This is a genomic window from Pararhizobium mangrovi (genome assembly GCF_006516965.1).
Lineage (GTDB): Bacteria > Pseudomonadota > Alphaproteobacteria > Rhizobiales > Rhizobiaceae > Pararhizobium_B > Pararhizobium_B mangrovi.
Genome location: NZ_VHLH01000021.1, coordinates 27,436 through 40,917, shown reverse-complemented (window position 1 = coordinate 40,917; position 13,482 = coordinate 27,436). Strand labels below are relative to the sequence as shown.

The 13,482-nt window shown below is 62.4% G+C and carries 13 protein-coding genes; 4 read left to right on the top strand and 9 right to left on the bottom strand.

Annotated features, from left to right (window positions below):
- Nucleotides 1-3: 3 nt before the first annotated feature.
- The 3 genes from FJU11_RS11705 to FJU11_RS11695 all read right to left on the bottom strand — a co-directional run bounded on the left by FJU11_RS11705 (nt 4) and on the right by FJU11_RS11695 (nt 2,210).
- Complete coding sequence (locus tag FJU11_RS11705; RefSeq protein WP_141167242.1) at nt 4-738, bottom strand: amino acid ABC transporter ATP-binding protein; 735 nt, start codon at nt 736-738, stop codon at nt 4-6.
- On the bottom strand, nt 735-1,391 hold the full coding sequence (locus FJU11_RS11700; protein ID WP_141167241.1) for an amino acid ABC transporter permease: 657 nt from the start codon (nt 1,389-1,391) through the stop codon (nt 735-737). The genes FJU11_RS11705 and FJU11_RS11700 overlap by 4 nt, the downstream gene beginning before the upstream one ends.
- A gap of 72 nt (nt 1,392-1,463) precedes the next feature.
- On the bottom strand, nt 1,464-2,210 hold the full coding sequence (locus tag FJU11_RS11695) for an ABC transporter substrate-binding protein (protein WP_141167240.1): 747 nt from the start codon (nt 2,208-2,210) through the stop codon (nt 1,464-1,466).
- 230 nt (nt 2,211-2,440) lie between these two features.
- Between FJU11_RS11695 and FJU11_RS11690 the strand changes: the two genes are divergently transcribed.
- The gene (locus FJU11_RS11690) at nt 2,441-3,049 is read left to right on the top strand and encodes a helix-turn-helix domain-containing protein (protein WP_210242884.1); all 609 of its coding nucleotides are present in this window, start codon (nt 2,441-2,443) and stop codon (nt 3,047-3,049) included.
- A gap of 145 nt (nt 3,050-3,194) precedes the next feature.
- Here FJU11_RS11690 and FJU11_RS11685 read toward each other — a convergent pair whose 3' ends face one another.
- The 4 genes from FJU11_RS11685 to FJU11_RS11670 all read right to left on the bottom strand — a co-directional run bounded on the left by FJU11_RS11685 (nt 3,195) and on the right by FJU11_RS11670 (nt 7,574).
- Nucleotides 3,195-4,343, bottom strand: coding sequence for a metallophosphoesterase (locus tag FJU11_RS11685; RefSeq protein WP_141167239.1), 1,149 nt, complete (start codon nt 4,341-4,343; stop codon nt 3,195-3,197).
- Nucleotides 4,344-4,678: 335 nt separating this feature from the next.
- Entirely contained in the window at nt 4,679-6,187 is a 1,509-nt protein-coding gene (locus FJU11_RS11680; protein WP_235891003.1) for a UxaA family hydrolase, read from the bottom strand.
- A gap of 5 nt (nt 6,188-6,192) precedes the next feature.
- Nucleotides 6,193-7,035 (bottom strand): amidohydrolase family protein, encoded by an 843-nt coding sequence (locus FJU11_RS11675; RefSeq protein WP_181408158.1) that lies wholly within the window; start codon nt 7,033-7,035, stop codon nt 6,193-6,195.
- Nucleotides 7,036-7,241: 206 nt separating this feature from the next.
- On the bottom strand, nt 7,242-7,574 hold the full coding sequence (locus tag FJU11_RS11670; RefSeq protein WP_141167236.1) for a hypothetical protein: 333 nt from the start codon (nt 7,572-7,574) through the stop codon (nt 7,242-7,244).
- Between the two features lie 126 nt (nt 7,575-7,700).
- On the opposite strand from FJU11_RS11670, the gene FJU11_RS11665 reads away from it, so the two are divergent.
- Both FJU11_RS11665 and FJU11_RS11660 read left to right on the top strand, forming a co-directional pair.
- Complete coding sequence (locus tag FJU11_RS11665; RefSeq protein ID WP_141167235.1) at nt 7,701-8,591, top strand: GntR family transcriptional regulator; 891 nt, start codon at nt 7,701-7,703, stop codon at nt 8,589-8,591.
- Nucleotides 8,592-8,821: 230 nt separating this feature from the next.
- A complete protein-coding gene (locus tag FJU11_RS11660) occupies nt 8,822-9,781 on the top strand; it encodes an aldo/keto reductase (protein ID WP_328591726.1) in 960 nt (319 codons plus the stop codon).
- Between the two features lie 224 nt (nt 9,782-10,005).
- Here the strand turns inward: FJU11_RS11660 and FJU11_RS11655 are convergent, their stop codons facing one another.
- Nucleotides 10,006-11,088, bottom strand: coding sequence for an ABC transporter ATP-binding protein (locus FJU11_RS11655; RefSeq protein WP_141167233.1), 1,083 nt, complete (start codon nt 11,086-11,088; stop codon nt 10,006-10,008).
- Between the two features lie 77 nt (nt 11,089-11,165).
- Nucleotides 11,166-11,972 (bottom strand): IclR family transcriptional regulator, encoded by an 807-nt coding sequence (locus FJU11_RS11650; protein ID WP_141167232.1) that lies wholly within the window; start codon nt 11,970-11,972, stop codon nt 11,166-11,168.
- 211 nt (nt 11,973-12,183) lie between these two features.
- Between FJU11_RS11650 and FJU11_RS11645 the strand changes: the two genes are divergently transcribed.
- Nucleotides 12,184-13,422: an ABC transporter substrate-binding protein gene (locus FJU11_RS11645; protein ID WP_141167231.1), complete on the top strand. Its 1,239-nt coding sequence runs from the start codon at nt 12,184-12,186 to the stop codon at nt 13,420-13,422.
- The last annotated feature ends 60 nt before the right edge of the window (nt 13,423-13,482 follow it).

Here is a 13,482-nt window from a genome sequence, read left to right as displayed (position 1 = left end):
CGTCTAGACCGGATGGGTGACGCGGCGCAGGAAATCCTGCGTGCGCTCGTTCTTCGGATGCTGCAGCAGCTCACGTGCCGGCCCTTCCTCGGCGATCAAACCGTCATCGAGGAAGAGCACGCGGCTGGCGACCTCGCGGGCGAACTGGATTTCATGTGTGACGACGAGCATCGTCATGTCCTCCTCCTCGGCGAGACCCTGCATCACGGAAAGAACCTCGCCGACCATTTCCGGATCCAGCGCGGAAGTCGGTTCATCGAAGAGGATCGCTTCCGGGCGCATGGCGAGCGCGCGGGCGATGGCCACGCGCTGCTGCTGCCCGCCCGAAAGCGAGGCCGGATAGGCCTGCATCTTTTCCTCGAGACCGACGCGGCGAAGCAGGGCCGATGCGCGCTCGCGCACGTCGGCCGGCTTTTCCTTCAGGACGTAGATCGGTCCTTCCATGACGTTTTCGAGCGCTGTGCGATTGGGAAAGAGGTTGAAGCGCTGGAAGACCATCGAGACCCGCGTGCGGATGTCATGGATCGTCGGCCGGGACGCATCCACCAGCGTGTCGCCGATCATCACCCGGCCACCTTGGTAGGGCTCGAGCCCGTTGATACACCGAAGCATCGTCGACTTGCCGGAGCCGGAGGGTCCGATCAGGCAGACGACTTCGCCGCGGTTCACTTCGGCATCGATGCCCCTTAGCACCGCGTGCGTGCCGAAGGACTTTCGCATCTGCTCGAAACGGATCACCGCGCTCTCCCGAAATTGGCTTCGAGATAACTCATGCACAGATTGAGCGGGATGGTCAGGCACAGATAAAGCAGCGCGACCATGGTGAACACGGTGATGTTGTCGAACGTCGAGGAGGCCAGCATCTTGCCCTGCATGGTCAGTTCGGCGACGGATATGACGGAAACCTGCGAGGAATCCTTCAGGAGCATGACGAGGTTGTTGCCGTAAGGCGGCAGAACGATCCTGAAGGCCTGCGGGAGAATGACCCGGCGCATGGTGAGGCCGCGGCGCATGCCGATGGACTTGGCGGCCTCGATCTGGCCGGGATCCACCGCCTCGATACCGGCGCGGAACGTCTCGCCGATATAGCACGAATAGGTGAGGCCGAGCCCGATGACCCCAGCCTGGAAGGCGGTCAGGTCGATGCCGATCTCCGGCATGACGAAGTAGATGTAGAACAGCACGACCAGGATCGGAATGCCGCGCAGGAACTCCACGATCACCCGTGTCGGCCTCGCCAGCGCCGGCACGCCGGAGGTGCGCAGCATCGCCCAGACGAGGCCGAGCACGGTGGAAAGCACGAGGGCGGCGACCGTCACGGCGATCGTCAGCCACAGCCCGCTTACCAGTATGGGCCAATAGCTCTCGGCACGCGAAACCAGGCTGTCCATGCCATGCTCATCCCGCTCGAAGTCCGTTGAACGACGGCCGGCAGCCGGCCGTCGCCGATGGCGTAAAGGCGCTCAGAGGCCGTACTTGGCGAAGATCTTCGCGAGTTCTCCGCTCTTCTCGAGCTTCTCGATCGAGGCATTGACCTTCTTGAGGAGTTCGGGATTGTCCTTGGACACGGCGAGCGCGACCTTGCCGCTGCGCATCGGCTCGTAACCCTTTACGAGACGCACGCCGAGGGCGGGCTTCTGCTTGATCTGATAAGCCACGATCGGCTTGTCGCCGAAGCCGGCTTTGATGCGTCCGAGCTTCACGTCGCGCATGATGTCGACGATGGAATCGTAGAGTTTCACCTGGCCGAACGTTCCACGCTCGCGCAGGGCATCGGCGAAGGTTGTGCCGACCTGCGCACCGACGGTCGCACCCTTCAGGTCGTCCAGCGTGTAGTTCTGCTCGTCGTCTGCCGACACGAACATGGCTTCGCCGTAGCTGTAGACCGGCTCGCTGAAATCGACGATCTTTTCGCGTTTTGCCGTGTCGAACATGCCGGCCGAAATCATGTCGATCTTGCCGGTCTTCAATGACGGGATCAGTGCGGAAAAGGCGGTGATCTTGAAGTCCGGCGTCATGCCGTTGTCCTTCGCGATGGCAGCGGCGAGATCGACCATGGCTCCGACCGGCTTCTGGCTCGACGTGTCGATGAAGGTGAAGGGTACGCCGGTGGTGGTGATACCAACCTTGACCGTGTCTGCGGCCCTTGCCGGGACGGAGAGTGCGACGGCCAGGGCGACGAGCGCCGTTGCAAATGCTTTGGAAATCATTGCGTTCCCCTTTCCTTATGCCGGCCATCGGGCAGCCGGGACTGATGGTTTGATGATTTCATCATAGTGAAACTGATCATCACTGCAATGAAAAACGGCAGCGCTTTTATCCGATACGAAAATCGAAAGAAGCCAGATAGTCCGGTAGTGAACATCGTTCCCTTGCTTGAGATTTTCATCGCCTCGATCTACATTCGGAGAAAGTTCATGTACTTGAAAGCGAGATCGGGATGGAGATGCCCTTGGCGTCAAGCGCAAGCGCTGCGGCCGACAGCGCACGCGAGGACGATGAGGCATTGGGTCGTGCGGTGCGTCGCGCTCGACAGGCTCAAGGGCTGTCGCTGAAGTGCGTGGCGGCGCGTGCGAGCCTTTCGGTCGGCGGGCTAAGCCAGATCGAGCGCGGCATTTCCTCCCCGTCCGTACGCTCCCTGAGGGCCATCTGCGACGTGATCGGGGTGCCGGTTCACGCTCTGTTCGGCAATGACGAGGGGCAGCCCGAAACGGATCGAATCGTCCGTGCAGGCCGCCGCCGGCGGGTGGACTTCGGCAGCAAGGGGATGGTGAAGGAATTCCTGAACGCCCGGGATGACGGTGCGCTGCAGGTCATGGAGATCGCGCTTTCTCCCGGCGGCGGATCCGGAGAGGAACCCTATACCCATGACGGTGAAGAATGCGGCGTGGTGCTGCAGGGGGCATTGATGCTGGAGGTCGACGGCCGGCGGTACAGCCTCTCGGCGGGAGACGCCTTCACCTTCGAGAGCACGCTGTCCCATCGGTTTGCCAATGAAGGAGAGGTCGAAACACGAGTGATCTGGATCACGACACCGCCGGTATGGTGAAGCGTTCACGCACGCGCCATCCGTCCCGTTATCGGCGCACGGCATTTCCGTCGGCATCGAATAGATGCGTTTTCGCCGACGACCTCAGCCTGTTCGCAGGCGGTGTAACGCTGGCCTGCAAGAACGTCGTTCCCTGGCGGGGTTTTCAGATGCGTTGTGCCGACCTTCCTCGAAACGCCCGGAGCGGTTTGGAGAAGGCGTTCGTGAACTCGATCTCGCCACCGTCTCTCGCCTCGGCGAGGACGACGTCCATGAAGTTGCCGCCGACGCGCACGAGTGCGAAACCGCCGAGGAAGGCGGCCTTCGGTTTGAAGACGTCGTATCCCTCGACATTATAGATCATCGGCGTCACGTGCTCGTGTCCGTGAAAGATACCGATGACGTTGTAGCCGGTCAGCGCATTGAGGAGCGCCTTGCGTTGCGCCCTGCTCCACCACCGCGCGGGACCCGGTCCCGTGTCATCGAAGATGTCGCGTGCGGGATCCCATTCCAGCGTCGAGAAGGGATCCCAGCCATAGTGTTGAAACACCACTACCGGCCGGCCGTGCGCCGCGCGGGCGGCGAGATTCTGTTTCAACCAGGGCAGCCCGTTGATCGCGCCCTCGGATGTGTCGCCGAAGAAGCGCTCGCCCTGAACCAGATGCAACGTGCCCCAATCCCACGCATAGTCGTCTGAATCGTCGTCGTAGTCGGAGGCCGGCAGGGCGGGCTTGAAGAAGACGGAAGGCCGATGGTTCAGCTTGACGTAGTCGCGAAGCTCGCGGCGGTACCAGTCGGGATTGTTGGGCGGGCCGTTCTGGTCGAGATCGTGATTGCCGAGACCGACATAGACGGGAAAATGGATCTGGTCCTCGCCGGTGCCTTGTGCGTAGCGGTGGGAGAATTGCTGGAGCTGCGTTCCTTCGCCGGGAACGGCGACCTGTCCGCCGCCGTCATCCGTCATGTCCCCTCCGACGACGACGCCGCGCGGTTTGCCGATCGCCTTTCCGGCGCTGACGAGGCCCGTTGCCCTTCCGTGGATTTCACTCGGCCATGCATAGTCGGGAAGGGCGTTGATCGCGTGCACGTGGCGGAGCAGGTTCGCATCCGTCTTGCCCTCGGCCGCGCATTCGGGTGCGAGGCCGCTATGCATCAGGCAGGCATGGACATCGCAGGTGAAGACGAATGTGGTGCTCTTCCTGGACGCCGCATTGCCCGGCCTCGTCGCAAGCGGCAACAACGCCAGGGAAGCGGTCGCCTTGAGCACGGTCCGGCGAGGGAATTCACCTTTGCGCAGCCTTTCGGTATCGCCCATGAAATCACGCCTCGTCCCATCGTCCGGGTGCAAGCCGCCCAGCGATACGATTGCACCGTATTAGAGGCGCATCAAAGCGAAATTTCATGAACATCCGAAAAGGCGCATGGCGCGATGCAGCGGTCCGGAAGACCGGCCGGTCACGCAACCACGTGTAGAATGATCGCTGTACATGATGCGCGCGGGACGACCATCGGTGGCGGTGTGTTCAAAGCATTTTCCGACCAGACGCATTCAATTCGGCGTCGCAGATGATGCGCAAAACAGAAAGATGGAGTGCCGGACCCGATCCCGTCAGGCCGCAAAGCGCTCCAGTCAACAATCTCCTGTTCGCATTACAGGGTCGCGCCGATTTTCCACGGTACGAATTCGTTGTCGCCATAGCCGAATTCTTCCGATGACGTTCTCTTGCCCGAAGCCATGTCGAGGAGTGCGTCGTAGATCGTCTCGCCGACCTCTTCGATTCCGGCATGCCCTTCGAGGATGGCACCGCAGTCGATGTCCATATCTTCGGGCATCGAACGAAAGAGCGCGCTGTTCGAGGCGAGCTTGAGGCTCGGCGTCGGCTTGGCGCCGAAGCATGATCCACGACCGGTGGTGAACGCCATGATGTTGGCACCGGAGGCAATCTGGCCGGTCGCTGCGACCGGGTCGTATCCGGGACTGTCCATGTAGACGAAGCCGGTCCGATCTATTCGCTCACCATAGGCATAAGCGCCTGCAACGGGCGACAGACCCCCCTTGGCGACAGCACCAAGCGATTTCTCCAGGATCGTCGTCAGCCCGCCCTTCTTGTTGCCGGGCGAGGGGTTGTTGTCGAGGGTCGCACCGTTGCGTGCTGCGTAGTCCCGCCACCACTCGATCATCGAGGCGATGCGCGCACCGGTATCGGCGTCGGAACGCGCGATCAGGAGGTGTTCGGCGCCGTAGATTTCCGGCGTTTCGGACAGGATGGACGTGCCGCCGGCCGCGACCAGCATGTCGGATGCGACCCCGAGCGCGGGATTGGCCGACACCCCGGAAAAGCCGTCCGATCCGCCGCATTGCATGCCGAGAACCAGGCCGGAAACGGGCAGGATCGTACGCTCGTCCCGGTTCGCCGCAACAGCGATCGGTTCGAGAAGCTCAAGCGCCCGGTCCACCGCCGATCGCGAGCCGCCGACTTCCTGGATGTTGAAGGTCTGGAAGCGCTCGCGCGTCCATTCCGTCGGCCTGTAGAGCGTGATCTGATTGACCTCGCAGCCGAGGCCGATGATGAGAACGCCGCCGAAGTTCGGATGGTCGCGGTAGCCTTTCAGGGTGCGGACCAGGGTTTCGAACCCCTCTCCCGCATTCGCCATGCCGCATCCCTGGTCGTGTACCAGCGGTACGAAGCCGTCGATGCCGGGAAAGCGCGGCAGAAGCGTCGCGTTCGCCGCCGCGGCGATCGCGTGGCAGACCGTCGTCGAACAGTTCACCGAAGCCATCACGGCGATGTAGTTGCGCGTGCCGATGCGCCCGTTGGGCCGGGCGAAGCCTTCGAACGTCGTGCGCACCGGCATGTCGGGTAGCGAGGCGCCGGCGGCCGCATGGCCGTTGCGCAGATCCGCCATGGCGCAGTTGTGGACGTGGACATGCGAGCCGGGCTCGATTTCGGTCGTTGCAGCGGCCATGACCTGACCGTACTTGACGACCGGATCGCCGGTCGCCACGCGTTTCAGCGCGAATTTATGACCGGCGGGGACGTCGCTGGCGAGCGTTACGCCGAGAATGTGTTCGCCGGCGCCAAGCGCCCTGACGGCGACCGCGACATTGTCGGCATCGCCGAGCTTGAGCGCGGATGGTGCTGCTGCGAGAGTATCCATGTGGTTCATCGGTCCAGTCCGTAGAAGGAAAACGCCGTCTCGCCGAAAAGGCCGGTTCGTTCGTCGTCGCTCAGCCGATCCTTTGCCCAGCGCTCGACGATGCCGATCACGCTGCGATAGGGCGCGGCGAGCGTGCAGACCGGCCAGTCGGAACCGATCATCAGTCTCTTCGGGCCGAACAGTTCGAGCACATGGTCGAGATAAGCCGTAAAGGGGGCCGAATGCGGATCGGCCCAGTCGGCTTCCGTCACCATGCCAGAAAGCTTGCAGAAGACGTTGTCGCAGGCGGCCAGCGCGCCGATCCGGTCGAACCACGCGTCGTCGCGCTGAACGGTAAGGTTGGGTTTGGCGATATGGTCGAGGACGAAGGGCTGGTCGGGGAAGCGCCGGGCAAGGGCGCTCGCCGCCGGAAGCTGCGCGGGACGCACCAGCAGATCGTAGGTCAGCCCGTACCGACGCAACAGGCCGACGCCGCGCGCGTGCGGTTTTGCGTTCGCGAAGTCGGGGTCCAGATAGTCGTGCACCGGCATGCGCAGGCCGACGAGGCGCCTTGCCTCGCTGTAGCGTTCGAGGTCCGCCTCGATTTCGGGCGCGCGCAGATCGAGCCAGCCGACGACGCCGCGAACGAAGGCATGCCGGTCGGCGATCGTCAGCAGGAAATCGGTTTCGGCCGGCGTTTCGCGCGCCTGAACCGCAACGCAGCCGTCGAAACCCGCTGCCGCGAGCTCCGGTGAGAGATCGCCGGGTCCAAAGTCGCGCTTGAGCGCTTCCATCCGGTCGTCGATCCAGCCGAAATCGTCGGCGTTTTTAGAATAGGTCCAGAAATGCTGGTGGCTGTCGATACGCACCGATTTTCCTCTACACCACGGCTTCAATGCGTCCGCAGGGCACGGTCTTCGAGCCTGAGGGTACCGGGTTCGCCGCAGACGAGGGCCTGCATCGTTTCCGTCATCGTTCGTTTTCCGTCTTTCGTTCAGGCGGCCGCGTTGCGCGGCTGCCGGCCGCCGCGCGTTTCGCCCTTCATGATGAGGCTGAGGACATCGTCCTTGGTGACCTAGTCGATGGCATGTTCGCCGACACTGCGGCTATTGTTCATCACCATGACCCGGTCGCACAGTCGGAAGACGTCGTGCATGTCGTGGCAGACGAGGGAGATGACGACGGTGACGCCGATGCCGAGCGGGCCGATGACGGCAGTCTGCAAAAGTACGCTCATGCCGTTGCGCATCGAGAAGAACGCGTCGTTCATGAACGAAAAGGCGATGATCAGGAGCACCAGCGTCGCGAGCGCGGAGATGCGCTGGAGCATGTCGCCGCGTCGCTTCAGGCCGGACAGAACATCGGCCGGTTCGAAGCCTCGCTTCGGTGTTTCGCCGATGGTGCTCATGCTCGCTCATCCTCCCAACGACATAGGATATCGTACCCGAACCAACGTCAACGGTTTTTAATTATTTCTGTACAATTCGAATTTTGCTGTTCATAATCGGGTGGTTGTCAGAACTGTACGAAAGTCATGGCGCGCAAGAACACTCGTTTCAAGAATGCCTACAACGCTCTTCTCGAACTGATCGGGTCCGAGAAGGAGCGCGTCCTCGTATCCGAACATGCCCTCGCCGATCGGCTCGGCGTCAGCCGAACGGTCGTTCGCAGCGTTCTAGCGGAACTCGACGAACGTGGTGTCATCGAGTGGAACGGCCGCGAAAAGCGCGTCGTGCGCAATCCGCGTCGTTCGGACCGGTTTCCCGACGGCGAGTTAACGAGCGACAGCGAGCGCTTCGAACGACCGTTCCTGGAGTGGACGTTGCATCGCGGCCTGGCTCCCGGCGCAAAACTGAACGTCAGCGAACTGGCGCGGCGTTTCTCCGTCACGCCGCTCGTCGTCACGAGCTTTCTCGCTCGCCTCGGTCGTTTCGGTCTCGTCGACCATACCGGTCGAGGTGGCTGGCGGCTTCGCGGGTTCACCTCCGACTATGCGATCGAACTCTCGCAGTTCCGAACGATGATCGAACTCGACGCTGCCGTGCGGTTCGCCGAGTTGCCCGAGGATCATGCCGTCTGGCTCGAACTCGACCGACTGGAGGCGGACCATCGAGCCCTGCTTGCCCATATCGAGGATGCTTACCGGGACTTTTCCGTTCTGGACGACCGGTTCCATACTCTCATCACCGACATCACCGGGAACCGTTTCGTACGCGAGTTTCAGGAGGTCATATCGCTTGTCTTCCACTATCACTATCAGTGGAACAGACATTCCGAGCGGCAACGAAACGAAGCCGCCATCCGGGAGCATCTCGCCTACATCGAAGCGTTGAGAAGCCGCGATGCCGAGCGCATCCGTCACTGCGCCTGCACCCATCTGACAACGGCGCGACGTACGCTTCTAGCTTCTCTCAAGCCGTATTGACTGCCTCTCCGGCGCCTGAACCAGGCTCGTTCGCAGTCTGTCCGGTGCCGGAACCTCCATTGCCGCTGGTCACGTCCGGCGGTTTATAATATCGAAAAAACATAGGGCGATCACGAGGTCGCCGTGGCGTGCCGGCAGGCCGACGTCGGAGCCGGAGTACACCGGCGCCTTCAATGGGTACGCTTCCGGCCGAACGGAAAGCGTTCGGGGCGACGTGCGCCTGCAGCTTGATGGGGGAGGCAGAAATGAAGACGAACCGCATCGGACGTACCGATATCGAGGTCACCGACGTCTCATTCGGTGGTGCGAGCATCGGAAATCTCTACCGCGAGGTGGACGACGACGACGCTCACGCAGTTCTGCAGACCGCGTGGGATGCCGGCATCCGCTATTTCGATACGGCGCCGCATTACGGACGCGGTCGGTCCGAACAGCGTCTCGGACATTTTCTCGCCGGACGAAGTGGATATCGCCTGTCCACGAAGGTCGGTCGTCTGCTCAGCCCGTCCGATCACCCGATCGAACAGGCCGACGGCTACGTGAAGCCGCTGCAGAACGATGTCGTCTACGACTATTCCGGGGACGGGATCGAAGCGAGCCTGGAGCAAAGCCTGGAACGCCTCGGCCTGGATCACGTCGACATCGTCTACGTCCATGATCTGGGGCGATACACCCATGGCGACCACAACGACGGGCATATGGAGGCATTCCTTTCGTCCGGCTACGATCGCCTGACGCAATTGAAGGCGGCCGGTCGCATCGGCGCCTTCGGTCTGGGCGTGAACGAATGCCAGGTCTGCCTCGACGTCATGGACCATGGCCCGATCGACGTGATCCTGCTGGCCGGAAGGCTCACACTTCTCGACCGTTCCGCCGAGGTTGAACTGGTCCCCCGGTGTCTGGCGGCCGAAACCAGCCTGGTACTGGGCGGCATCTTCAATTCCGGTATTCTGGCAACGGGTCCCGTGCCGGATGCGACTTATGACTACGGCCGGGCATCGCCGGAGATCATGGATCAGGTCAGGGACCTTCAAACGCGCGCGGAAGAACAGGGAATGACACTTGCAACCGCCGCATTACTGTTTGCCAAGCGGCATAAGGCGACGAGTTCGCTTCTCCTGGGAACGGCAAAGTCCAAAACCCTTCAACGCAATCTCGATGCGTTGGCGAAGCATTCGGCGCAAGATTAAGAAGTAAGATCAGCACGAACTCGAAAGGAGTGCGTCTTCATCGTGTCGCCTATCGGCTTTCCGAGCACAGCCGAAAGCGACCCTGGTGACCTCAACGCCGGTGCGTGCAATGCGGCATGTCTTCATCTCGTCGATCCTTCGATTGCCCGATATTGCCGCCCCGTTTGCCTGCGGCGAGCGCATGTGGACGTCCCTGCGGTCGACGGGGCGAAGGGAATGCGCATCTAACGGATGCGCAGTTCGCTTTGCGGGTCGAAGAGCAACGCCTTTTCCGGATCGAAACCCGTTTGCAGCGTCTCGCCTTCGCTCGCCCGCCGCGTCTTCATCTCGATGACGAACGGATCCTCCCAATGCGAATTCGCATAGGCGAAGGAAACGCCGCCGAGGTTTTCCACGACGTCGACCTTCGCGGAGAAGCGGACCGAACCGTCGGGCGAGAGATGCTCGGGCCGGATGCCAAGCCGCAGCGTGCGGCCTTCCTGCGGATGGCTCTCGGCGATCGGCAGCGGCGCCTCGATGTCGTCGAAGGCCGGAAGTGCGACGACCAGACGGTCGCCTTCCGAGCGCTTGACGACGGCTTCGAGGAAATTGATGCGCGGCGAACCGAGAAAGCCGGCGACGAACATGTTGTCGGGGTCGTCGTAGAGGTGGAGCGGCGTGCCGGCCTGTTCGATGCGCCCGTCGTGCAGCACCACGATCTTGTCGGCCAGCGTCATCGCCTCGACCTGGTCGTGGGTGACGTAGATCATCGTCACGTCCAGTTCCTTGTGCAGCTTGGCGATCTCGAGGCGCATCTGCACGCGCAATTCGGCGTCGAGGTTGGAAAGCGGCTCGTCGAAGAGAAAGACCTGCGGTTCGCGAACGATCGCTCGCCCGATCGCCACCCGCTGGCGCTGGCCGCCCGAAAGCGCCTTCGGCTTGCGATCGAGCAGGGGTTCCAGATGCAGGATCTCCGCGGCCTTCTTCACGCGCCGGTCGACATCGTCCTTCTTGTAGCCGGTCATCTTCAGGCCGAAACCCATGTTCTCGGCGACGCTCATATGCGGGTAGAGCGCGTAGGACTGGAAGACCATGGCGATGCCGCGCTCGGCCGGCTCGTAGCGCGTCACGTCGGTTCCGCCGATGTGGATCTGGCCGCTGGAGGTCTGTTCGAGCCCGGCCACCATGCGCAAAAGCGTGGACTTGCCGCAGCCCGACGGGCCGACGAAGACGACGAATTCGCCCTCGTCGATCGTCAGGTCGACGCCGTGGATGACTTCCGCCGCGCCGAAGGACTTTCGGACTTTGCTCAGTTCCAGACCGGCCATTCTTCGAACTCCTCCCAGGATCGGGTCACGTTGTTTCGGCGTCTCGGCGCCGGCGTTTGTCTCGATGCGCGCCGACTTCAGACCCGGGGGCCGAGGCGGTTGCGCATGTCGTCCATGATCGCGGCGGCCGCCTCGCGCACGAGATCGACCCAGCCGGCAATCGTTTCCTCGCCGGCGCGATAGGCCGGCGCCGTCACCGAGATGCCGGCGACGAAGCTTCGATCCGCCGTGTGGATCGGGGCGGCGACGCAGCGGATGCCGATCTCGTGTTCCTCGCGATCGTAGGCGACGCCTTCGCTGCGTGCCCGGTCGATCGCCTTCGCGAAGGTCGCTGGATCGACCAGCGTGTGTTCGGTGAAGCGACGAAACGCGATGCGCGGCAACATCTCCTCGACCGTCTCCTTCGAAAGGCAGGAGAGGGCGGCCTTGCCGACGCCGGTGCAAAACACCGGGGAGGCGTTGCCGATCTGCGAGTACATGCGCACGGCCTGCCGGCTTTCGACCTTGTCGAGATAGATGACTTCCAGCCCGCGAAGCACGCCCATGTGCACGGTCTCGCCGGTCAGCTCGTGCAGGCGGCGCAGATGCGGCTCGGCGATCACGCGGAACTCGTTGTTCGCCCAGGCCTTGGAAGCGAATTTCAGGAGGCGGACGCCGAGCGAATAGGAATGGTCGCGATTGACGACCAGAAGCCCCTCCTCGACGAGGTTGCTGAGCTGGCGATGCAGCGTGCCGCGCGGCTGGTCGCAGCGGCGCAGGATCTCGGTGAAGCGGATCGGCTCGTCCGTCTCGGCGACGAGTTCGAGCACGTCGATCGCCTTGCCGAGCGTGCCTGTGCCGTTCGCCGACCCGGATGGGCGTGGCCTCGTCCGTTCCGCCTCCATCGATGGCGTTTCCTTCGTTCTTCTCGCAATCGCGGCCTTCGCCGCAAGCTGGCGTCGTTCCGCCAATTGTCCTTGACAGCGAGCATAGCTTAGGCAAATAGTTCTGTATAGTCAAATAACGTTCCAAATATCGGAACGATGATTGAATGCGAAAGGCCCGGCGTTCGGGCCCGTCTCGCAAGACTATCGATCCCGGAGGAGGAGTTATTCCATGCGATTTTCCGTAAAGACCATGATGCTCGGTGCTGCTGCAGCAGCGCTGATGACGACGTCGGCGCTTGCCGGCACGATCACCATCAACACGGATACGTCCGATCCAGGCCCGAAGGGCGCGTTCAAATACGCGATCGACGCTTTCCAGAAGGCCAATCCGGACGTGAAGGTGAAGTGGAACGTCTTCGATCACGAAGGCTTCAAGAGCGCGATCCGCAACTTCCTCACCGCCGATGCACCCGATGTGGTGACCTGGTACTCCGGCAACCGGATGCTTCCCTTCGTGGACGCGCACCTGTTCGCCGACATTTCGGATCTGTGGAGCGAGAACGATCTCGATTCGCAGCTCAAGTCGGCGAAGTCCGCCGTCAGCGCCAACGGCAAGCAGTGGGCGATCCCCTACAGCTACTATCCGTGGGCGATCTACTACCGGAAGGACATCTTCGAGAAGCAAGGCATCGAGCCGCCGAAGACGTGGGACGATCTGCTCGCCGACTGCAAGAAGCTGAGCGATGCCGGCATCACGCCCTTCGCCATCGGCACGAAGGCGCTCTGGCCCGCGGCCGGCTGGTTCGACTACCTGGACCTGCGCACCAACGGCTACGCCTTCCATATGAAGCTGACGCAGGGCGAGGTTCCCTACACCGACGAGCGCGTGAAGAAGGTCTTCGAGAACTGGGCGCAGCTCGTGAAGCCCGGCTACTTCACCAAGAACGCAGCCGCCCTCGACTGGCAGGACGCCGTGCCGCTCTTCGTGCAGGGCAAGGCGGCGATGTATCTAATGGGCAATTTCGCCGTCGACGTCATGAAGAACGCCGGGCTCGACGAAAGCAAGGTCGGCTTCGTCTCCTTCCCGACGATCAACAAGGACGTGCCGCGGGCCGAGGACGCGCCGACCGAGATGGTGGCGATGGCCGCGAACGCCAGCAACAAGGAGGACGCCAGGAAGTTCATGGCGTTCATTGCAAAGCCCGAGACTCAGGCCAAGATGAACGACATTCTCGGCCAGCTTCCGGTCAACAGCCAGTCGAAGATCGCCGACGACCCGCTGCTGCAGCAGGGGGCGAAGATGCTTTCGAGCGCTTCGAACCTGTCGCAGTTCTACGATCGCGACGCACCGGCGCAGATGGCGAAGGCCGGCATGGAAGGTTTCCAGCAGTTCATGGCGCAGCCGGACCAGATCGACCAGATCCTCCAGCGCCTCGAAAGCGTGCGCAAGCGGGTCTACTCGAACTAGGCGTTCGCCTCTCTTCGCCCGCCGGCCGACCGCCGGCGGGCGTTCGTGATCGATTTCCGG